23 protein-coding genes and 1 riboswitch are annotated in these 21,256 nt (G+C 60.8%); of the genes, 12 read left to right on the top strand and 11 right to left on the bottom strand.

Going from position 1 to position 21,256, the window contains the following annotated elements:
• The first annotated feature begins 142 nt into the window (after positions 1-142).
• The 5 genes from FAZ95_RS28925 to FAZ95_RS28905 all read left to right on the top strand — a co-directional run bounded on the left by FAZ95_RS28925 (position 143) and on the right by FAZ95_RS28905 (position 4,972).
• Positions 143-1,012, top strand: coding sequence for a branched-chain amino acid ABC transporter permease (locus FAZ95_RS28925; RefSeq protein WP_137335880.1), 870 nt, complete (start codon positions 143-145; stop codon positions 1,010-1,012).
• Positions 1,009-1,974 (top strand): branched-chain amino acid ABC transporter permease, encoded by a 966-nt coding sequence (locus tag FAZ95_RS28920; protein ID WP_137335879.1) that lies wholly within the window; start codon positions 1,009-1,011, stop codon positions 1,972-1,974. Before FAZ95_RS28925 ends, FAZ95_RS28920 begins: the two co-directional genes overlap by 4 nt.
• Positions 1,971-2,720 carry an ABC transporter ATP-binding protein gene (locus FAZ95_RS28915; protein WP_137335878.1) on the top strand — a complete coding sequence of 250 codons (750 nt, stop codon included), beginning with the start codon at positions 1,971-1,973 and terminating at the stop codon, positions 2,718-2,720. The genes FAZ95_RS28920 and FAZ95_RS28915 overlap by 4 nt, the downstream gene beginning before the upstream one ends.
• The gene (locus FAZ95_RS28910; RefSeq protein WP_137335877.1) at positions 2,717-3,427 is read left to right on the top strand and encodes an ABC transporter ATP-binding protein; all 711 of its coding nucleotides are present in this window, start codon (positions 2,717-2,719) and stop codon (positions 3,425-3,427) included. The genes FAZ95_RS28915 and FAZ95_RS28910 overlap by 4 nt, the downstream gene beginning before the upstream one ends.
• 189 nt (positions 3,428-3,616) lie before the next feature.
• Positions 3,617-4,972 (top strand): alpha/beta fold hydrolase, encoded by a 1,356-nt coding sequence (locus FAZ95_RS28905; protein ID WP_137335876.1) that lies wholly within the window; start codon positions 3,617-3,619, stop codon positions 4,970-4,972.
• 402 nt (positions 4,973-5,374) lie between these two features.
• Here the strand turns inward: FAZ95_RS28905 and FAZ95_RS28900 are convergent, their stop codons facing one another.
• From FAZ95_RS28900 to FAZ95_RS28890, 3 genes are all read right to left on the bottom strand, one after another.
• Positions 5,375-6,364, bottom strand: a complete 990-nt coding sequence (locus FAZ95_RS28900; RefSeq protein WP_137335875.1) for a GAF domain-containing protein — start codon at positions 6,362-6,364, stop codon at positions 5,375-5,377.
• A 239-nt stretch (positions 6,365-6,603) separates the two neighbouring features.
• Positions 6,604-7,104 carry a cupin domain-containing protein gene (locus FAZ95_RS28895; protein ID WP_137335874.1) on the bottom strand — a complete coding sequence of 167 codons (501 nt, stop codon included), beginning with the start codon at positions 7,102-7,104 and terminating at the stop codon, positions 6,604-6,606.
• Positions 7,105-7,279: 175 nt separating this feature from the next.
• Complete coding sequence (locus tag FAZ95_RS28890; protein ID WP_137335873.1) at positions 7,280-8,182, bottom strand: LysR family transcriptional regulator; 903 nt, start codon at positions 8,180-8,182, stop codon at positions 7,280-7,282.
• Between the two features lie 196 nt (positions 8,183-8,378).
• Between FAZ95_RS28890 and FAZ95_RS28885 the strand changes: the two genes are divergently transcribed.
• From FAZ95_RS28885 to FAZ95_RS28865, 5 genes are all read left to right on the top strand, one after another.
• On the top strand, positions 8,379-8,516 hold the full coding sequence (locus FAZ95_RS28885; RefSeq protein WP_137335872.1) for a DUF3563 family protein: 138 nt from the start codon (positions 8,379-8,381) through the stop codon (positions 8,514-8,516).
• Between the two features lie 277 nt (positions 8,517-8,793).
• Entirely contained in the window at positions 8,794-9,183 is a 390-nt protein-coding gene (locus FAZ95_RS28880; RefSeq protein WP_137335871.1) for a DUF3331 domain-containing protein, read from the top strand.
• Between the two features lie 31 nt (positions 9,184-9,214).
• The gene (locus FAZ95_RS28875; protein WP_137335870.1) at positions 9,215-9,871 is read left to right on the top strand and encodes a response regulator transcription factor; all 657 of its coding nucleotides are present in this window, start codon (positions 9,215-9,217) and stop codon (positions 9,869-9,871) included.
• 4 nt (positions 9,872-9,875) lie between these two features.
• Positions 9,876-10,622, top strand: coding sequence for a sensor histidine kinase (locus tag FAZ95_RS39795; protein ID WP_137335869.1), 747 nt, complete (start codon positions 9,876-9,878; stop codon positions 10,620-10,622).
• A 153-nt stretch (positions 10,623-10,775) separates the two neighbouring features.
• The gene (locus FAZ95_RS28865; protein ID WP_137335868.1) at positions 10,776-11,570 is read left to right on the top strand and encodes a DUF899 domain-containing protein; all 795 of its coding nucleotides are present in this window, start codon (positions 10,776-10,778) and stop codon (positions 11,568-11,570) included.
• A gap of 4 nt (positions 11,571-11,574) precedes the next feature.
• On the opposite strand, the gene FAZ95_RS28860 is transcribed toward FAZ95_RS28865, so the two are convergent.
• Complete coding sequence (locus FAZ95_RS28860; RefSeq protein ID WP_137335867.1) at positions 11,575-13,563, bottom strand: TonB-dependent receptor domain-containing protein; 1,989 nt, start codon at positions 13,561-13,563, stop codon at positions 11,575-11,577.
• Positions 13,564-13,653: 90 nt separating this feature from the next.
• Positions 13,654-13,850, bottom strand: a riboswitch (cobalamin riboswitch).
• A 19-nt stretch (positions 13,851-13,869) separates the two neighbouring features.
• Positions 13,870-14,838 (bottom strand): LysR family transcriptional regulator, encoded by a 969-nt coding sequence (locus FAZ95_RS28855; protein WP_137335866.1) that lies wholly within the window; start codon positions 14,836-14,838, stop codon positions 13,870-13,872.
• A gap of 226 nt (positions 14,839-15,064) precedes the next feature.
• Between FAZ95_RS28855 and FAZ95_RS28850 the strand changes: the two genes are divergently transcribed.
• Complete coding sequence (locus tag FAZ95_RS28850) at positions 15,065-16,012, top strand: cupin domain-containing protein (RefSeq protein WP_137335865.1); 948 nt, start codon at positions 15,065-15,067, stop codon at positions 16,010-16,012.
• Between the two features lie 182 nt (positions 16,013-16,194).
• Here FAZ95_RS28850 and FAZ95_RS28845 read toward each other — a convergent pair whose 3' ends face one another.
• The 6 genes from FAZ95_RS28845 to FAZ95_RS28820 all read right to left on the bottom strand — a co-directional run bounded on the left by FAZ95_RS28845 (position 16,195) and on the right by FAZ95_RS28820 (position 19,977).
• Positions 16,195-16,470 carry a hypothetical protein gene (locus FAZ95_RS28845; RefSeq protein WP_137335864.1) on the bottom strand — a complete coding sequence of 92 codons (276 nt, stop codon included), beginning with the start codon at positions 16,468-16,470 and terminating at the stop codon, positions 16,195-16,197.
• A gap of 217 nt (positions 16,471-16,687) precedes the next feature.
• The gene (locus FAZ95_RS28840; protein ID WP_137335863.1) at positions 16,688-17,062 is read right to left on the bottom strand and encodes a VOC family protein; all 375 of its coding nucleotides are present in this window, start codon (positions 17,060-17,062) and stop codon (positions 16,688-16,690) included.
• A 287-nt stretch (positions 17,063-17,349) separates the two neighbouring features.
• Complete coding sequence (locus tag FAZ95_RS28835) at positions 17,350-18,318, bottom strand: MBL fold metallo-hydrolase (RefSeq protein WP_175425800.1); 969 nt, start codon at positions 18,316-18,318, stop codon at positions 17,350-17,352.
• 56 nt (positions 18,319-18,374) lie between these two features.
• On the bottom strand, positions 18,375-18,986 hold the full coding sequence (gene gstA, locus FAZ95_RS28830; protein ID WP_137335862.1) for a glutathione transferase GstA: 612 nt from the start codon (positions 18,984-18,986) through the stop codon (positions 18,375-18,377).
• Between the two features lie 84 nt (positions 18,987-19,070).
• Positions 19,071-19,472 (bottom strand): hypothetical protein, encoded by a 402-nt coding sequence (locus FAZ95_RS28825; protein ID WP_254700328.1) that lies wholly within the window; start codon positions 19,470-19,472, stop codon positions 19,071-19,073.
• Positions 19,473-19,503: 31 nt separating this feature from the next.
• Positions 19,504-19,977, bottom strand: coding sequence for a hypothetical protein (locus FAZ95_RS28820; RefSeq protein ID WP_137335861.1), 474 nt, complete (start codon positions 19,975-19,977; stop codon positions 19,504-19,506).
• A gap of 212 nt (positions 19,978-20,189) precedes the next feature.
• Here FAZ95_RS28820 and FAZ95_RS28815 point away from each other — a divergent pair, with 212 nt between their 5' ends.
• Entirely contained in the window at positions 20,190-21,227 is a 1,038-nt protein-coding gene (locus FAZ95_RS28815; protein WP_137335860.1) for a GlxA family transcriptional regulator, read from the top strand.
• Positions 21,228-21,256 lie beyond the last annotated feature (29 nt).

The raw sequence follows: 21,256 nt of genomic DNA, 5'->3' as shown, positions 1-21,256 counted from the left end.
AGCGCAAACGCCCGGGCAGGATCGCCGGGCGCCGTTCTGATCGCATAAGTAGGACGTATGTGGACCGTATGTGGTCGAACCGCGGCACCGACCTCCGAGGGAAGCACGGGCGGCGCGGGCGCCATAACAAGAATGGTGGGCGATGACTGAACTGCTGCTCTTCAACGTCACTAACGGGCTGATCATCGGAGCGTTTTACGTGCTGATGGCCCTCGGGTTATCGCTCATTCTCAACTTGAGCAATGTCATCAACTTCGCTCACGGCGGCTTCCTTGTCGCCGGCGGCTACGTTGCCTATACGATCACGCCCTACGTAGGTTTCTGGGGCGCGCTGCTGATCGCACCGCCATGCATTGCGCTGATCGGCTTCGTCCTCGAACGGGTGCTCATCCGGCGAGTCTACGGGCGCGACCCGCTCTACAGCCTGCTCCTGACGTTCGGTCTTGCCTTCATCTTCGAGGACGGCACCCGTTTCATCTGGGGCGCGCAAGGCAAGCCGGTGACTGTTCCATCTGTGCTAGCCCAGCCTCTGAGCAACACGTTCTTCTTCATCACCGGCTACCGCCTCTTCATGGTCGCAACGGTGGCCGTGACGGTGGCGCTGCTTTTCATCGTGCTGCGCTATAGCCGGCTCGGCATCCGTATCCGCGCCGGCACCCTCGACCTCGAAACCGTGGCGTCCCTCGGCATCAACGTGGGCAGACTGCGTTCGTTCAATTTCGCAGTCGGCGCCTTTCTCGCCGGTCTGAGCGGGGTGCTCGCCGCCGGCCAGCTCGGTCTGGAGCCGACGATGGGAACGGGGCTCCTGATGCCGAGCTTCATTGCGATCATCGTCGGCGGAGTTGGCAGCCTCACTGGCACGCTGCTCGGCGGCTTGCTGATCGGCGTCGCCTCCGGCATCACTGCCGTGTTCCTGCCCGCAGCAAGCGAAGCGATCATCTACGTGCTGATGGCCATAGTGTTGCTGCTGCGCCCACACGGCCTGCTTGGCGAGGAGGGTATGCTGACATGAGCGAAGCGCGACTGGCGAGGCACAACAGGCTGCTGACGCTCGCGGCGATCTGGGCTGTGTTGCTGCTGGCCCCGTACTGGATGCCGCCGCTCGGCGGCTATACCGCGCTCGGCACACGGGTGCTCGTGCTGGGTCTCGCTGCGATGTCGGTGAATTTTCTGCTCGGCTTCACCGGTGTGTTGTCCTTCGGTCACGCCGCGTATTTTGGGCTTGGCGCATATGGCGCTGGCCTCGCGCTGAAATTCCTTGCGCCGAGTACGCCGCTGGCTCTTCTGTGCGGAACGCTGCTCGGTGGGATCGCCGGTGCGCTGCTCGGTGCGCTTTGCGCAAGGCGGCGAGGCGTGTACTTCGCGATGGTCACCATCGCCTTCGGACAGGTCTTCTACTACATCGCATTCCAATGGAGTTCGTTGACGGGCGGCGACGACGGCTTGCGCGGGTTCACGCGCGTACCGCTTCACCTCGGCATCGCGACCATCGACATCCTGTCGAATGCCGATGCGTTCTATTATTTTGTCCTGTTTTGCCTCGCTCTGGCCGTTGGTCTGATGGGTTTCATCCTGCGCTCGCCGTTCGGGCGCACGATGATCGCAATCCGCGAAAATGAACGGCGCGCGCGCTTTCTCGGCATTCCCGTCGACGTCCATATCTGGATCGCTTTCGCGCTCTCCTGCCTTTTCATGGCGTTTGCCGGTGCGCTCTATGCCCTTCTGAACAATTTCGCCGATCCGCGCGGGCTGCATTTCAGCCAGTCTGGCGACTTCGTGATGATGGCGGTAATGGGTGGCATGCGCAGCCTGTGGGGACCGCTCCTCGGCGCGGCGGTATTCGTCGTGTTGCAGGACTACCTGTCGAGTATCACGGTCAACTGGATGTCGTTCATCGGCATGTTGTTCATCGCGATCGTGCTGTTCTTCCCGCGGGGCCTGCTCGGCTTTATCCGGCGTAGGAGCGATTCATGAGCCTTCTCGACATCGCGCAGGTGAGCAAGCGCTTCGGCAGACTCGCTGCGGTACGCGACGTCTCCCTCGCCGTCGACGAAGGCGAGTTGCGCGCCATCATTGGACCGAACGGCGCCGGCAAGACCACCTTCTTCAATCTCATCAGCGGCTTTTTCCCGCCGACGACGGGAACGATCGTATTCGACGGGCAGGACATCACGGCCGTCCCGGCGCATCGTCGCGTCGCGACGGGTATCGCCCGCACGTTCCAGATTACTGAGATCTTTCCTGCACTCACGGTGTTCGAAAACGTACGCATCAGCGCGGAGGTGACGGCTGGATTCCGCTTGCGGCCCTGGGTCGGTCGCACCGAAAAAGCACGGGTGCGCGAGCGTGTCGAAGAAGCGCTGGAACTCACTGGACTAGCCGTAAAAAGTGACCGGCTGACCGGCGAGCTCTCGCACGGCGACCAGCGCGTTGCAGAAATCGCCATGGCGCTGGCCCTGCGGCCTCGTCTGCTGCTGCTCGACGAACCCACTGCCGGCATGGGCGACGAGGAGACTAGCGAGATTACGCAGCTCATTCGCCGTCTGCGCAGCGGCGGCAAATTCACAATCGTGCTGATCGAGCACGACATGCGCGTGGTGTTCCATCTGGCCGATCGGATCACGGTGCTCGACAGGGGCACGCTCCTCGCCGAGGGGGCGCCGGCGGAGATCGCGGCGAACGAGGCCGTGCAGGCGGCGTACCTGGGTGATGTGACATGAACGCAGCGCTCATCGCCGAGGAACTTCACACCTACTACGGCAAGAGTCACATCCTGCGCGGCGTGAGCATTGCGGTCGAGGAAGGTCGGATCACAGCATTGCTTGGCCGCAACGGCGCGGGCAAGACCACGACGCTGCGCACCCTAATGGGTCTGACACCCGCACGCCGGGGGCGCGTGACGATCTTCGGCGCGGATACGACGCGCTGGCCGACGTTCCGGATCGCCGCGAACGGCGTGGGCTATGTTCCTGAAGGACGCAGAATCTTCGCCAATCTCAGTGTCGAAGAAAATCTGCGAGTGCCGCTTGTACGCAGCGGGCCTTGGACGATCGCGCGAATTTACGAGCTGTTTCCACGGCTTGCCGAACGCAAGGAAAGCCGCGGACGTCAGCTTTCCGGCGGCGAACAGGAGATGCTGTCGATTGCCCGCGCGCTGCTGCTCAATCCCCGGCTGCTGATTCTCGATGAACCCTCTCAGGGTCTGGCGCCACTGATCGTGCGCGAGGTGTTTCGCGTTGTGTCGCAGATGCGCGGCGAAGGGATTTCGGTTCTGCTTGTCGAGCAGAACGCGCGCATGGGGCTTGAGATTGCCGATCACGCATATGTGCTCGACGATGGCGGCATCGTCTATACAGGCAGTTCACGCGACCTAGCCGCCGATGAAAGCCGTGTTCGCGCGTTGACCGGTGCGAGTGCGGAGGAGTGACGGGCCCAATACGCCCGCCTAGTGCATCGCTGGATAGGGTCGATCGGGCTTGACGATTTTGTTCGAGCGCCAAAGCGGGCGGGTTGCCCTCACAATCTTTGGTGCTCTACTTTTTAGAGCGGCGAGTATCCTTGGTCATCCGGAGAGTAAATTTCCTTCCTCCGGAGGACGCCTGTTGGAGGATGCATCGTGGAGCGCAGACTTGCAGCAATTCTGGCTGCCGACGTAGCCGGCTACAGCCGTCTGATGGGCACGGACGAGGAAGGCACGCTCGCCCAATTGAAGGGGCACCGGCAAGCGCTCGTCGATCCTAAAATCGAAGAACATCGGGGCCGCATCGTCAAGACGACTGGAGACGGCATGTTGGTCGAGTTTGCGTCCGTGGTTGACGCAGTACGATGCGCCGTTGACGTGCAGCGCGGCATGGGCGAGCGGAATGCCAGAGTCAGTGTCGATAAGCGGATCGAATTTCGGGTTGGCATAAACCTCGGCGACATCATCATCGATGATGATGACATTTACGGCGATGGGGTTAACGTCGCCGCACGGCTTGAGGGCATCGCCGAACCGGGCGGAATTTGCATTTCGCGCCAAGCACATGATCACTTACTCGAAAAACTATCGTTTACCTGCGAAAAGCTGGGGCTTCGGAACCTCAAGAACATCGCCAAGCCCGTCGAGGTCTATTCGGTGAACTTCGATTCCATCAGCGTGACGCAGGAGATCAAATATTGCCGAGCATCTGATGGAGTACGCCTCGCCTATGCAACCATTGGGCGGGGACCACCTTTGGTCAAGACGGCGAACTGGATGAACCACCTTGAATACGACTGGGAGAGTCCGATCTGGCACCATTTGCTCGAGGGATTGGCGAGGAATTACACGCTGACTCGATACGATGCACGAGGTAACGGGCTGTCAGATTGGGATGTCGATGAGGTTTCTCTTGAAGCATGGGTTGGCGACCTTGAAACCGTGGTCGATGCAGTTGGAATTGACCGCTTTGCGCTTTTTGGCGCCTCACAAGGCTGCGCTATCTCCATTGCTTATGCCGCCCGACATCCCGAGCGCCTTTCTCATTTGATCCTGTATGGTGGTTTTGCGCTGGGCGGCAACAAGCGATCACCAAGGGAACATGAGAAACGAAAGGCGATGGGAACTTTGATGCGCCTTGGGTGGGGCACGGATGATCCGGCATTTCGGCAACTGTTCACTTCGCAGTTCATACCCGAGGCTACAAAGGAACAGGCTGACTACTTCAACGATCTTCAGCGGAAGACCACATCACCTGAATGCGCTGCTCGGTACTTTGAAATCGTCGGAAATCTCGATGTGCGCGAATTGCTCCCGCAAGTGCAGGTGCCAACGCTCGTCTTGCATGTGCGCGATGATCTCTTGTGCCCTATCGATGCGGGCCGTCAAATGGCGGCGGGAATTCCAGGTGCTCGGTTCATAGCGCTTCCGGGGCGGAATCATCTCTTTCTTAAGCACGAGCCTGCTTCTGCTCGGTTCTTCGAGGAGATCAATCTGTTTTTGAGTAAGTGATCCCGGTAGGAAACTTTTGCCAAAGACCGACTGGGCTCTGACGCACTGCTCACCGTGTCCAATGTCTGGATCGGCCAGGGGTAGAAGGGCACACTTTATTGCGTCTTGACCCCAATATATTATGCACCGTGTGAGCCCTTAGGGGTTTCATGAAAACTCGTATGTAGCTTATCGCTTGCTGTCCTCCAAACGGGCACAAAGCTGCCTTTCGACCTGATCGTGTGCTCGACGTCAGCAATACTGACCCAAGCCGCCGTTAACCGACGGTCGCGCCAACGGCGGCTTCGGCCGACAAGCAACACTTCAACATTGCGAATCGAATGGCTGGTCCTTGAGTGGAACCGACGCCTGAATGTATGAGCGACGGTGCGTGCGAATGCCCTCTCTTGGCCGAACTGAAACCTAGTTGTCATGCACGGCATCGTTCGGCCGCGGGCCCGACGAGATCCGGGACGGCAAGCGAGTGCCCGCCAAGCTGCCGCGGACGAGCCTGCGACTTGCGTGAGGCAGGCGAACCAGTCGGATTTCGCAGGGGATGAGTTCGCCCGCGGCGTTCTGATGCACCCACTCGAATACGGGTGTTCCGCCCTTGAGCGCGAGATCGAGAAATTGACGCCGGGCTTCGCTCGACAGGCGGCCGTCCGGCTGCCGCTCGGGGCTGAGTCTCGTCGGGTCGATCTGCAGAAGCGAATCGCAGTCGTGCCCGAAAAGCGACGCGGCCTGCTTGTTGACCTGGATGTAGCGGTCGGCGTCCGCGTCGAACACCAGAATGGCGTCGGGCGCGTACGCGACGAGCGTGGCGAGACGCTGCTCGCTCTCGCGCAGCGCCTCTTCGGCACGCCTGCGTTCGTGTCGCTCGAGGGTAAGCGCAATCAGATTCGCGAGCGCGATGCCGAACAGGCGATCCTCGGGCGTCCACTGCGAGGGCGGTCCCACCTGTTCCAGTCGCAGCACGCCATCCACTCGGCCGTGCAGGTGAATCGGAATGTCCACCATCGCCGTGATGTCATGTTGCGTGAGGTACGTGTCAGAGAACTCCTGCGTGCGAGGATCCGCATAGGCATTGTCCGTGACGATGGCTTCGCTCATTCCGAGTGCCTGAAAGTAGGCAGGATAGCGTCTGGCCTCAAGCTCGGCGCCGTCACTGTGGCGGTTGAGGCTACGCTCGTAGAGATCGAGGCACTGAAGGGCCGCGCGCGTCTCCGTGTAGCGCCACAGGCTCACTCGCGCGACACGCATCGTCAGCGCCGCGGTCTGCGTGATGAACTGCAGCCGCTGCGTGAGACTCTCGCCCTGACGCACATCCATGCGCGTAAGTGCCGCCAGTGCCGCTTGCTGCTCGAGCAATCGTTCGCGTCTGCCCGGCAGCGCCGATGGTCGCTCCGAAGTCATCACTTTGGCCCTTCCTGAGACGCTGCGTCAGGGCTTCACAACCGCGGGATCCGAAACGGGGCAGCCTTCTTCGTGTGTTACCGGCCCATGAGGGCGGCTTTTCCAGGCACCCGCACCTTTCGATTCAATGACTGTACACCGTCCCAGATGCCACGGACAGGCGACGCGCGAGCCGGTTGTAAACGCTGCGCAAGTCTGGGGCGAAGCGCTTCTTTCTTCTTTAAACGCCTATTCAACGCTTAGGTCAAGGGGCGTCCTTGCGACGTGGGCACATCCTCTTCGACCGATTGTTGGGCGACTGCTGGAATCGGGGCGCTAGGAACGAGCCCGTAGCTGGACATGACTGCCAACAACTTCTGGCGGTCTGGCGGCCCGCCGGCATTCACAACTCCCTGGACATCCCGAAAGTATTGCGGCCCCAGGTCAGGGGTAAGGACGATGAGTGCCTTGGCAGTGGCTTGATGAGGGTTGCTGAACGCATGGACAGAGCCCTTGGGGGTATGCATCCACTGACCCGGCGCCAGATCCCTGACAACACCGTCAACGGAATAGCGGATGAGCCCCTCCAAGGCGTAGATGCATTCTTCATTGTGGGTGTGACTATGTGGTGGCGGAACGTCTGCTCCCGGGGCGATCGTCAACTCGAAGACGCCCATGCCCTTCGTGGCGGATCCGTCTATGAGATAGCACACTGTCAGACCACCAATTGAGATTGCCTCAAGAGACGCGTCTGCGGTCATCGCGAATACTCCGTACACGAAAGGTGTCATCAGCGGCAGCGGCGGCGCAACAAATCTGGGATGCCTGGCTACCCGGCTTGGCGCAGAGGGCTGGCTCGATAGTGCAAATATACTGTCTGCAGCCGAGCGCACAAGAATGTGCGGCCGCCCACGCAAAAAGCTGATCTAGCTTCAGCTAAACGAGGAGTCTCGATGCCGTCCGGACGATTTCCTCGACGAACACTTTGACCATTGGATGGTTGCGCTCGCCGCGTCGATAAGCGACGTAGATTTTGCGGCGAACCTCTGGCCTCAGCTTTACCCATGCCACGCCGCGCGGCGAGCGTAGCCTCCTGAGTCCGGGGACGATTGACACCGAGCAGCCGGAGGCCACCATCGCTTCGATCATCTCAGATCCGCGGCATATGGCGTTGGTCCGAGGCTCGTACCCGGCGCGGCGGCATAAATCGGCGACGAAGCTGCCGAAAGGGCCAGCCCTCGATTCGATCGCCCAGGTTTCGTGCGCGAGATCGGCTAGGCTAAGCGACGGTTTTTTGCTCAGCGGGTGGTCAGTCGAGACTGTCACGTACCACACGTCCTCGGCCAGCGGCACAATCGCGACGTTTTCCCGATTATCGCCCGCGACGATTGAGAGATCGTCAATCAAGGCGATGTCCGTTCTCCAGGACCGCAATGCCGCGACCCCGTCAATCGCCTCCAATTCTTCAATTGCAATCTCCAGGCGCGGATACGCGTGCTGCAGCGCCTTGACCGTGTCAGGGAGCACAACCGAAGCGATCGACGGAAACGCGGCGACGCGCAGCTCGCCGGCTATTTCACGCCGAAGCTCTGCCATTTCCGAGCGAGCCTCGTCCAGCACAACCATCATCCGCTCGGCGTACCCCACCAACGCGTGGCCGGCGGGAGTCAGCCTGACCCCGCGGCCGATGCGCTCCGTAAGCTTGACGCCGGCCTCCTCTTCCAGTTGTGCGATCTGCTGTGACACCGCCGAGGGCGTCAGGAACAGCGCCTCAGCGGCGGCTGCCATCGTGCCACACCGCGCCAGCTCCAGGAGCGCCCGCAGTCGACCGACTTCCAAAGTAGGTGCCTCCTGAAAAAGCAGGTCGATTCAACAAAATGAATAATGTATTGCATAAGAAACGATAAGTATACGTAAGCATATTTGCCGCCTACGATTGAATCGTCGAACAGTGCCTGAGAGCAGCCGCGAGACACATGCGTAGCGCCGCGTCCGGCCAACTGCGTCACTGGTAAGCAACGTCTTGGAGATTATTATGTTTGCCTTGCTTCTCACACAGATTGGCCGCTGGTTCGACCGCGCCGAACAACGCCGCAATGATGAGTACCTTGCCGGCGCGCGAGACCTTGCCGAACTCGAACGGCGCATGCGCTTGCTGGAAAGCTGCTGCTGACCGAGGTAATGCTTCCGCGATCAAAGGTCCAAGGGGTACGCCGCATGGATATGTGAACGGAGGGTTGTGGCCCTTCTGCGTCCCCCCAACCAACCGCTTGCACCTCCCACCTTTCGCCGCGTTGCCCAACATCAATTCAACCGCAAAATACGGATCCCCCAAAGAATCAACTCCAGCTTTATGTAATAGCGGCCCGCGCTTTCGCTGCCTACCATCCAGGCAAAGGTAGAACGCTGAATCGCCCCCCTTCATTCCGATTGTTCGAAGGAGCCGCATCATGCATGAAGCCCTCGAAGAGGACCGCCCCTGGTTCCACACGATGGCCCTGCTCAACTCAGAGCACCTCATCGTGGCACCGAGTCTTCGCCCCGCCCGCTCGGACTACCGCAACGGCTCGTACCGGACCTGCGCGATCAAGGTATTGGAGAGGCACAGTAAAGCCGCCGCCACGATCGAGTGGCGCGATTCGACCGCGTGTTCTTATGGCGAGCAGATCTGGCGGCGCGGCACTGCGCGCAGGCGCAGCGTCTGCGCGCTGAGCGGACGGCTCATCATGGCAGGCGACGCTGTCTATCGCCCTCGTCTTGTGCAACCGCCCCCGCGCAATATCGACGCGATGATCCTGGCTTCGGTCGTGGAAACGATCCCGTGTGACGGCGTTGCCTAGCCCTTGACCCAGCGCGCCAAGAGGAGGACTCATGGCCGGCCTCTTAAGCACTCAGGTCCCAACGGCGTCGGAATCGATCGTCTACGTGATAGACGACGATGAATCGCAGCGAAAAGCGCTATCCAGCCTGTTGCGCTCGACCGGAATGCGGACGGAAGTCTTCGGTTCGTGCGATGCATTCCTGCGATTCGAACGGCCGGAACTACCCAGTTGTCTCGTCCTGGATGTGCGCCTGCAGGGCTATAGCGGTCTCGTCTTCCAGGACCAGGACGCCCTTCGGGACCATCCGGTTCCCATTGTTTTCATTACCGCCCACGGCGATGTCTGGATGTGCGCGAAAGCGATGAAAGCCGGCGCCGTCGATTTTCTTACCAAGCCCTTACGCGACCAGGAAGTCCTCGACGCCGTAGCGCTCGGCATCGAGCGAGACTTGGTGCGCAGGCAATCGAATGCGCTCAATTCCGATCTGCGACACCGCTATGCCGCCCTCACACCACGTGAACGGGAAGTCATGTCGCACGTCCTGGAGGGCTTGCTGAACAAACAGATCGCAGCCGACCTGGCGCTGAGCGAAGTCACGGTGAAGATGCACCGCGGACAAGTGATGCACAAGATGGGCGCGCGCTCGATTGCCGACCTCGTGCAGAAAGCGGGGCGTCTCGGGCTCGCCCGGTTCAGCCTGAACTAGCTCGATGACAGACGCGAAGCCGCCCGAAGACAGTCTGACATCGATTCGGGCCCATCTCATCGAAGAGATGCGTCTTTCCACGCTTGAAGAGTTGAGCGCATCGATTGCCCACGAAATTGCTCAACCTCTTTCTGCCATCGTGCTGGACGGCCAAGCCTGTCTTCGATGGGCGCACCAGGACACTTCTCCAAGGTCCGAGATTCAGGAATGCATCGAGCGAATGACGAGCGACGGGCGCCGCGCGTCGGACACCCTCAAACGGATTCGCGAGCATTGCCGGCGCGCTCCGCCACGGCTCGTGCGGAGATCGATCAACGATGTCGTCATGGAAGTCGCGCCGCTCATTGCGAGCGAGGTGGCCGCCTATGGCGCGACGCTCGAGCTCCGGCTCTCGTCCCCGATTGCCGACACGATGGCCGACGCGACCCGGCTTGAACAGGTCTTCCTGATCCTCACGCAGAACGCGCTGCAAGCGATGAACGCGAATCGAGGCAGGCCGGCAAAACTGGTGATCGCCTCTTACGCGAAGGATACGAACACGGTCGCCGTCTCAGTGGCCGACAACGGCTCCGGCATCGCCAGCGAAGATCTGAATCGAGTGTTCGAGCCTTTCATGACCACCCGAGCAGGCGCGTTAGGACTGGGCCTCTCGATCTGCCGGTCCATCGTCGAAGCGCATGGCGGTCATATTTCGGCGACGAACAATCCGGACCACGGCGCAACCTTCACCCTCCATCTTCCGCGCGCCTGATCGAAATACGAAATAGCGCCACACTTGTTACTCCCAAGGTTCGATTCCCGGTGCCAAGCTATCTCACGCCCAACCACGAGCGATGAGCGGCACACGGAGCCGCATCACCCAGGCCCCGCCGGAATTCGCTCACATCAGGAGAAACGCAAAGCCATGACTACTTCAGCCAACAACGGACCGAAAGGCGGACAGCCTGTCATGCAGACGCCGCCGGTCGTCTCGCCGCAAGCATGGGAGGCGGCACGCGAGCAACTGCTCGTGAAGGAAAAAGCCCAGACCCGCGCGCGTGACGCCCTCGCCGCCGAGCGCCGGCGCATGCCGTGGATGGCGGTGGAAACCGCGTATGGGTTCGAGGGGCCCGCCGGCAAGGTCAGCCTGCTCGATCTGTTCGCCGGCCGGCATCAGCTGATCGTCTACCGCGCCTTCTACGAGCCGGGCGTGTTCGGCTGGCCCGATCACGCCTGCCGGGGCTGCTCGATGGTGGCGGACCAGGTCGCCCACCTCGCCCACCTGAACGCACGCGACACCACCCTCGTCTTCGCCTCGCGCGCGCCGCAGGCGGACATCGCACGGTTGAAGGCGCGCATGGGCTGGGAGATCCCGTGGGTCACCATCACCGACAGCTTCGACGCCGACTTCGGCGTCGCCGAGTGGCACGGCACGAACGTGTTCTATCGCGACGGCGACCGCGTGTTCCGCACCTACTTCCTCAACAACCGCGGCGACGAGCAGATGGGGAGCACCTGGAACTACCTCGACATCACGCCGCTCGGCAGGCAGGAGGTCTGGGAAGACTCGCCCGAGGGCTATCCGCAGACCGCAACCTACAAGTGGTGGAACTGGCACGACAGCTACGTCGCGGATGCGGAGCCCGACAAGAAGTGGGTCGAGATTTCGGACGCCGGCGAAGCGGCGTTCCGAAACAAACCCACCGACCCGAAACCGTGATCGCCTAGAACGTGTACGACACCTTGCCGAATGCCGTCCGTCCCAAGGTGTTGTATCCGTAGGCGGTCACGTACTGCCGGTTGAAAATATTCGACAGATTCGCGGACACGGTCAGATGCGAATTGACCCGGTACGAGGCGCGCAGGTCGACGGTGGTGTATGACGGCAGATACGTCGTGTTGAGCTGGTCGTCGAAGGTCGATCCGCCATACAGCACGGACACGCCGGTGCTGAGCGCATGGAGATGGAACGCGTCCCAGGTGTGGTCGACGATCAGGCTGAGCGTCTGTCGCGGGCGGCGATTGAGCCACGTATCGTCGGAGACGTCCTGCGGATTCAGGATGCCGACGGCGAGACTGACGGACGTGGTCTTGGCGATCGTGCCCTTGTACGAGAGGTCGATGCCCTGAATGCGCGCCTGACCGATGTTGTCCGGCGCCTGCGTCGCCGCGTTATAGGAGATCAAATCGTGCACGCGGGTGTCGTAGACCGCCGCGGTAAACGTACCGAACGACGTGTTCGCGTCGAGCGCCGCCTCGACCGAATCGCTGCGCTCGGGCTGAAGGTTCGGATTGCCGTATTGCGGGTAGTAGAGATCGTTGAACGTCGGCAAGCGGAACGCGTTGCCATACGACAGCCGAGCCGTATACATCGGCGTGATCGCATACGACAGTGCGACGTTGCCCGTGTTGACCGCCTTGCCTTCGACAATCTCGTGGCGTCCCGCGAGGAACAGCGTCAGCGCGCCGAGCGTGGTCGACCGATGCAGCGACACCGCTGAATCGTTGCGCGTCGGCACGCCGGCCGGGATGTCGATCGGCAGGAATGCCTGTTCGCGCGTGAAGTCGTATGCGAGCTTCGTCTCGCCCGACAGCGGCAGGCCAAACAGCTTGAACCCGCGTTCCTGATGGGTCAGCGAGGTCGACGTGCTGAAGCGCTGCGAGTCGATCTCATCGGTCGGAATGGCCGGATCAGAAGCGTAGTAGAACTGACGGTCGTTCGCATAGCCGACCGACTGATCGAACTGGGTGTCCGGCGTGATGTCCCAATGAAACGCCACGCCCGTCGTCAGCTGGTGATCGAGCTGCTGGTCGAAGCTGCCCGCGTTGTCGAACGAGAGATTGGACTTGTGATAAAGCGCGAACGTGGAAATCGACCAGTCGCCGTGGGCGTAGCCGAGCCGCGCGTCGACGTCCTGCGCGTGATAGGGGTTGCGGCCGGGCTCGTGCAATGCCAGCACCGGCTGGGTCGCATCGATGCCGTCGGTGTTGTAGTCGTGCAGCCCCAGCGAATACGTGAGCCCGGAGAGCGCCGAGAGCGGGCCCGTCGACGGCACGCTGCCGGAAGTGCGAACCTGCGTGTCGAAGGTCGTGTTCGAGCCGCCGCCGAAGGAGACGGTGGTCTGGTTCGGCAGACTCGACGCATGGCGTGTGAACATCTGCACCACACCGCCCACGGCGTTCGCGCCGAACGAAGCGGCGGCCGGGCCCGAGATCACCTCGACCCGGTCGAACGCCTCTGTCGGCAGATCCTGCCACTCGGCAATGCCCGTCGTCGAGGAGCCGACCCGGATACCGTCGATGAACACGGCGACCTGCTGCTCCGACGAGCCCCGGATGCTGACGGACGACGCGGAGCCGGGGCCGCCGGTTTGCGAAACGGTGACGCCGGGGAGCGTGGCCAGCGCCTGCGTGATGCTGGGGTCCTCGGGGGACAGGCGGTCGAGATCCTGACGCGTGAGAACCCAGGTCGTCGCATAGCGCTGATCGAACGACTGCGGCAAATGCTGCGTGTCAGCGGTCACGACGACTGCGGGCAACGTGGTGGTGTCTGAGGAAATCTGCGCCGGCTGTAGTGATCGGGGTACCGTCGAATCGTCCGCAGCGTGCGCGATCTGCGTGCCCAGCGAGAGCGCGAGGACGGAGGAAACACCCGCGACGTGACGGGATAAAGCTTTCTGAAAGAAAGCGGTTTTTCTAATCGTGGTGGACATGTGACAGATCCAGAGGTCGGAGCTGTCCTTGCAACGCGCACCGCGCAATGCGGCGCTGACGCATCGGGACACCCCGCCCGGCGCGGCTTGCTAGGACCTCGGTCGATGGCAGGTCTCCTGGCTCGCGGGTCGCCGCCCATTGCCGACCTTCCCGGTTTCCCAGTGGTCATGAGTGGCATGAGCTCGCCGCTTACAGTTGCGGGGGCAGCCGCAGACTCGAAGCGCGGACGCTTCTACTGCGTTCCCTTTTGATCCCGTTGACGGGAACCATCAAGGCGGGAGGGTAACGATTCCCGCGCGCCGCAGTCAATCTTTCTTGGCAGCCGCGCGCTTGCCGAGTGTCGTGTCAAAGCAACCTTCGCGATCGAAGACGGCCGTATAGAAGTCGATGAAGGCCCTCACCTTCGACGACACCGTTTTCTTCGGAGGATAAACCGCCCACACGGCGGCGGCCGCGCTCCCCGGCTGCGCCTCCCACTCGGGCAACAGCTGGACCAGCTTGCCGTCGCGCAACGCGTCGCCGATCGCCCAGGTCGGCAGCAAGGCAATGCCGCGCCCCGCCACGGCGAGATCCAGCACGGCCTCGGTATCGTCGAGGCGCAGCCTCCCGCGCAGGGTCACCGATACGGCTTCCTGCTTGGCATGCACGCTCGTGCGCGCGCGATTGACGAGGAGCCAGCGATCGTCCGCCGCTCGCGAAAAACGCAGCGCGGCATGCGCCGCCAGTTCCGCCGGCGATGCGGGTGCACCGTATTGCGCAACATAAGCGGGGCTCGCGCAAACCACGCGCCGATGCGCCGCCAGTTGCCGCGCCATCAATTGCGAGTCCGGCAAAACGCCGATGCGGATCGCGAGATCGATACCCGAGTCGATGATGTTGAGCACCTCGTCGGTCATCACGACGTCGACGTCGATCTTCGGATAGCGGTCCATGAAGTCAGGCAGGTGACGGATCACATGCCGCCGGCCGAACGTGCAGGGCATCGTCACGCGCAAGAGCCCGCGCGGCGAGCTGTTGAGCGACGACGTGACTTCGCGCGCTTCCTCGAGGCTCTTGACGACCCCCACCGCCTGCTCGCGGAACACGCGCCCCCCTTCGGTGAGCACGAGGCCCCGGGTCGAACGATTGAAGAGCGCAATCCCCAGATCCCGTTCGAGTTCGGTGATGTAGCGGGAAACGGTCGAGGTCTTCACCTCGATCCGCGCCGCCGCTTTGCTGAAGCTCCCCAGCTCCGCGGCGGAAAGGAATGCGCGTATTGCAGCGAAGTAATCCATGAGCGGGAAAACGTGTCGTGGGCCGTATGGCACCACGTGCAGTGTAGGGCAACGCGGTCGATTCGGTTATCCCTTTTCTGCAAAGCTGATTTCCTGGCAGCGCGGTTCTGCTGGGCCGGGGTTGCTCCTAAATTGCAGTCAACGCTGCCGTGCAATGACTTGCCTACGTTCGCAGCAGCGTCGCTCGCCGCGCGGAGCTGCGAGCCTACTCAGGAGCGACTCAATCATGCTTGATAAAACGACCCTTTCGACGCTTCAGATCAACGATGAAGCGGCCATGCGCGACGCGCAATATTTCGAATACACCTCGTCGGCCAATCCCATCGGCGCAAAGCTGATTTCGCGCGTGCCCTACCGGTCCTTTCCTTCCGTGCTGTACGAAGACGGTCCGACGCGCATCGTGCCGCTCGATCTCTCCGCCGAGCTGGGCTGCGATTACCCGGCAACAGGTCCCGGCCTGATGGCTAACTTCCTGCGCATCGTCGCGGGCGAAAAGCTGTCGGTCAATCCGAACGCAACCTCACAAGTGTTCTATGTATTGGAAGGCGCCGGTACGGTCACGCAGCAGGACACGGCGTTCCGCTTCGGCAAAGGCGACTTCTTCTCGCTGCCGGGCGGCGGCGAAGTCGTGCTGGCCGCCGAAGCGACCGCGCGAATCTACTACGTAAACGACGGACCGCTGCTGAATTATCTGGGCGTCGAGATTGCGCGAGCCCGCTTCACGCCGACGCTCTACCCTGCCGCAAAGGCCAAAGCAGAACTCGACAAAGTGGCGAGCGCACCGAACGCCAGCCGGCGCAATCGCGTGAGCGTCTTGCTCGGCAACCGGCACTTTCCGCAGACTCGCACCGTCACGCACTCGATGTGGGCGATGTTCGGCGTCGTCGCGCCGAACAGCACGCAGAAGCCGCACCGCCATCAGTCGATCGCACTCGACTTCATTCCTGCATGCAAGCCGGGGGTTTACACGCTGGTCGGCACGGAGCTGGATGCCGAAGGCCACATCGTCAATCCGGTGCGCGTGGACTGGATGCCGGGCATGGCATTCGTGACGCCGCCGGGACACTGGCATGCGCACTTCAACGAATCGGATGATGTCGCCTACGTGATCCCGTTGCAGGATGCCGGGCTGCAAACCTACCTTCGCTCGCTCGATATCCGTTTCTCGCGTTAGCCGCAGGTAAGCGGGACAGCCTGGGGGGCTGAGTGTGTGGCATTCGCGTCGGTGGACATCTGCTAGCAGCGGCCCACCCTTGAACCGCCCGCACCCGGCTAAAGCCACCACCGTGCGAGCGGGTTTGTATCGAGCTCAAGTGAACACCATCGTCGCTACCTGAGCCTCGCGTCAATGAACGCTTAGCCCCCCATCTCGAAGTTGATAGTCTGCCCTTCTTGGCAAGCGAAAAAGCGAGGTTTTCCGTCGCGGACGACAATCGCGCCAAAGTGCTTGGTGTAGCCTGGGCACGGATCACCCCTCATCGTGTTGTTGTCGATCGTGACGGTGCCGTAGGGGCTGCTCTCATTGATCGCACGCTGGAGGGCGTCGGAAACGCCGGTAGCACCTGTGCCATCCGGCGATCCGTTCGCAAGGGCTCCGTACACAGCGAACTGCACAGCAAGATTCCCAGCCATATTCGTCTCCTTGAAAAAGCGTGATGGATGATGTCGGCTTCGGCATGAAAATACGAAACCTAATAGGACACCGTATGTGACGCCGTCTCGGAATGATTTTTATCTGTCGAGGCGGTTGGTCACACGCACAGTATTTTTCCAATCAAGAGCCACGAAAAGCTGTCAACTCTAACAGTGCGTTGGCATATGACGGTGCCGGGGACACGCCTACGTAAGACTAGGCCTCGGGTTGGTGACAAACCACTTCGATGTTGTGTCCGTCCGGACCAGTGACAAACGCGGCATAGTAGTTCGCATGGTAGTGCGGGCGCAGACCAGGCGCACCATTGTCTTTGCCACCCGCCTCCAGAGCCGCGCGATAGAACGCTTCGACTTGCTGGCGATTCTCGGCCGTGAACGCCAAGTGGAGATGCGCCGGCTTCTCCTCGGTTTGGTAGAGGCACAATGAAGCCTTACCCGGAGGGCTAAGCTCGACACCATAAGCTGGCGTGCCCTCCGACCAAACGACTACGCCGAGCGGTTCGAGCGCCTTGAGGAAAAACGCTTTGCTCACTGCATAGTCGCTGACTCCGAATTTGACGTGGTCGAACATGGGCTCTCCTGAAGTGTGTGGGACTGCGCGAAACCTAACGTGACTTAGAGGTCACCGCGATGTTGCCATAGCGGGAGAATTCCGCTCGCCTGTGTAACACAAAAACAGCCATTCTTTATTCACGCCGGGAATGTTAGCCATCCCCGGCCTGGAGTACAGCGCCTCCCACGGTACCGAGCAGGCTGCGCCGGCTGACGCTTTTTCTCGCGCAGCCTGCTCACGTCCTCGCCGTTTGCATGAGGCGGGGTCAATCCGCTAGGGCGACGTCCACCACCGCCTTCATCGAATCAAAGAAAGAAACGCTTTCCTACCGCCGACGGTACGACTCGATCCTTGAACCGTGATTCCAGTGCGCCCATTGCCCGCCAACCGGTGCAATGCGCGGCGGCGATCAGACTAAGATCGAACTGTTCTAGCGCTTCGACAGTGTCAGGAATGATGCTTTCTGTAGCGCCTGACAAATGGAAGCCGCCTAGTACCCCGTAGATCGGGACGTCAGGGAAGCGATTGCGTGCATGAGTCAATACGTTGATGAGACCGGCGTGCGAACAGGCGGTAAAAACAAACAAACCCTTGTTGGCGATATGCACAGCAACAAATCGTTCATCCACGAGGAGTTCGTCCAACTCCCATTCGCCGTCCGGGCCAATCCTGTGCTGGCCAGGCATGCCTCGCTCGAAGCTTGTCACGCGCGGGATTTCACCGCTAACGTAGAATGATTTCGACAGAACCGACTGTTCTACTCTCGTGATAACCAGTTCTGCACCGTTACCGGCTAACACCTGCTGACTCGGAATATCCTCCATCGGCATCATGCGGCCCTGCGGATTCTTGACCGCTCGCGATGCGAACATGTCCGGATGCATATAGGTTGGAACAGCCTTTCCACCGTTTGCCAAACTTATCATCTGCAGTGCCCGTGGCATCGCTGCTGCATGATCCCAATGTCCATGTGAAAGCACCATCGCGCCGACCTTGCCGAGGTCGAGGCCGAGCCTGACGATGTTACGTTCGAATACCCACTCGTCAGGCCCCGCATCAAACAGAAGTGTGTGCGACGTATCGCCAATTCGGGCTGTAATCAGGCAAGACAAACCGTGAGCGGCGCAACAAAGACATTTTCCGCCAAGCCGTTTCATCCCGCGCCGCCAGGCCCCAGCAATCTCTGTATCGACATAATTTGGATTTGATGAGAGGTTATCGGTAACGTTATCGACTATGACTGCAATCTCCAGACTGTCGATCGGCTCAATCATATCTGTACTCCTTAGTTCTTCCGTGTCGGACGGCCATCGCGGGAGCCCTTTCCTCATCAGATCCGCAGCAAACCTTCCGCCAATAGTGCTTCCCGGACTTGCGGGCGACCCGCCACGCGTTGTTGAAACGCAGTGATAGCGGGCAGCCACGATAAATCCAGGCCAACGTGCCTTGCCCAATTCGTTATCGTGAAAAGATAGGCATCGGCGACCGAGAATTGATCTCCCAGCAGCCATTGCTGGGGCGTCAGGGTTCGCTCCAGCAACGCATAATATTTGAAGAGTACTTCTTGCTTTTTGCTTCGGATCGGTTCGGGTGTCGCGGGATTGAAGAGCGGGGTGTAACTCGTGTGCAAATCGGAATTAATGAAGCCAAGCCATTCCTGCAGACGGTACCGCGCCATCGTTCCGTTGCGGGGAACGAGATCGTGTTCAGGCTTCAAGTCCGCGAGGAACTGCATGATTGCAGGACCTTCCGTCAGAAAACTCCCGTCGTCCAGTTCGAGCACCGGCACGTTTCCCTTTGGATTGATGGTGAGAAAGTCGATTTCGCCTCGCGTGCGCTTCGACGAAAAGTCCACCTTTTCGAGTTCAATTTCGATACCGGCTTCGCGTGCGACGATATGTGACGCAAGCGAGCATGCTCCCGGCGAGTAATAAAGCTTCATGTGTGATCCTGACAAGTTCTGCCTGCGTTGCCTGCCTCTCCGGGAAAACCGAGGGCGCAGCAGCCCAGTACGCTCTAGCGCTTTCTACTGCGCGGAAGGGGGATTCAAAAGCTTGCTCAACGGCTTCAGCGGGCCTATTGGGAGGAGCGAGAATGTCATTAAGTGCGCTTTCCCCAAGGGAAGTGCCTCAAGCATTTCATGCGCTTGATTGATGTCCGTAACGTTCAGGATGAACGCCACCCCAGCCCGATCCTGCAGTGAATACCACTGGTCGATCTTGCCCTCGAGGTAGAGCTGCGCCGTCTCGCGAACTTCGGTCGGAAGAATGTGTTGGACACGTTGCATGTCCGTGCCCGGCGGAAAGGTGCCAATCGCCAATATCTTCGTGGTTGGCGTGGTTGGCATCGGAGTGATTTGCGACATGGAAACTCCAGCAGAAGCGAACAGCACAGAGGCTGTCGTCAAATTAAGAAGAAAGCGTTTCATCCAACGTCCTGCTCGATCGATAGATCGTTCGTTACGGCAACGCTTCACTACAAGGAGGCTGGCGCGAGGCCGCGTCCGATGCGGTACTCAGCGCAGCGGCTTCCGGCCCCGTCAGATAGCAATCGCGGAAGCGCTCGTCGACGCGTTCCCACATCCGTTTCGAAAACAGCAGCGCTGAGTTGAGCGGGCGATGATTGATGACCACGGAATCCGTCTCGCCCTGTTCGTTCAGATGCGCGACGACCACCGTTTCGATCGGCACGCCCTGAATTTGCGACCGATAGGATTCCATGTACAAACCGTTGCCGATCTCGCCCTTGTAGCTGTGATGCTGGAATTCGTAGAGCGAGACCGCGTGTTTGATCACGGCGAGGATATCGGCGCGTCCCTCGATCGGACGCTTCAGGACGGTGGCTTCGAGCGTCGCGTTTTCGGCGAGCCTCGCCAGCCAGAGCGGCGGACCGCCTGCGGGCGCCAGCACGGGGGCAGTGTCGTTGAATTTCATGCTGGGCGCTCCCGTTACGGTTTGCTCGTCATGCCTGCGCTAGCGGCATCGAGCGCTGCTTCGGGCGTCAAGGTGTCTTCGGGCCACAGTGCATCGATCATTGGCATGGTGCTGCTCCTGCGTTCAGTTCATTGGATGTGGCGATGATCAGGGTTTACTCGTGCGGCCGGAAGTGGCAGTATCGCCATTATTCAAGGAATTTCAGACACGCAATGGCCATCGTTCGCATCTGGGTCTATGACGGAATCCTCGCGTCCGGCGTCGCGGGCCCTGTTGACGTCTTCAGCGCGGCCAATCAGTTCCATGCGCGCAAGGCTGCACCGGGCACGACATCCGCGCCCGTGTTTGCCTGGCGTGTGGAATCTCTCGACGGGCAACCCGTCACGGCTGCGTCGGGCCAGACCATTCACGTCGACGGCAAGATCGACCCGCGCAAGCGGGCGGATGCCGTTCTGCTGACGGCACCGTTTTTCTCGAACATCGACGAGTTCATCGGGCGCCGCGAGCAGTTGAACGCGCTGTCTTCCGCACTGCGGCGTCAACGCAAGGCAGGTGCCGTGCTCGCGGCTTATTGCACGGCCAACTACCTGCTCGCCGAGGCGGGCCTGCTGGATGGCCGCGCCGCAACGACGCACTGGGCGAGAGCCGCGGATTTCGCGCGCCGCTATCCGCGTGTCGAAGTTCGCGCACAGGAATTGCTGATCGCGCAAGACGGCATCATCTCGGGCGGTTCCGTGACGTCGTATCTGAATCTCGCGGTGCGGCTCGTCGAAACATTCGCCGGCGAAGAACTCGCCACGATGACCGCGAAAGCGCTGCTGATCGACATGAACCGGACTTCGCAGGCTTCCTTTGCCACGCTTCTCGACGAACATGGGCATACCGACACGCTCGTCGCGCGCGCCCAGCAGCAGATGGAGGCTACGTTGCAGCAGGGATTCCGGTTGAGCGATCTGGCGGTGTCGCTCGCTGTCAGCGAACGCACGCTCAATCGCCGTTTCAAGGACGCTGTCGGTCTCGCACCGTTGACATATCTGCAGAATCTGCGCATCGAGGTCGCGAAAAGGTTGCTGGAAACGCGGCCAATTGGGCTCGAGGCGGTGAGTCAGCGGGTCGGTTATGGCGATATCAGCACATTTCGGCAATTGTTCAAGCGCAAGACCGGGTTGTCGCCGAGTGAATATCAAATGCGGTTCTCGCGTGCCGCGGCGGAGAATCAAGAAGCCGAGTCAGGCCGCAACGGGGGCTGATGCCTCGCGAGATCATCGCGCCACAGCCC

Source organism: Trinickia violacea, from assembly GCF_005280735.1.
Taxonomy (GTDB): Bacteria; Pseudomonadota; Gammaproteobacteria; order Burkholderiales; family Burkholderiaceae; genus Trinickia_A; species Trinickia_A violacea.
Note: the sequence above shows the minus strand (reverse complement) of the source record. Positions and strands in the feature narration are given on the sequence as shown.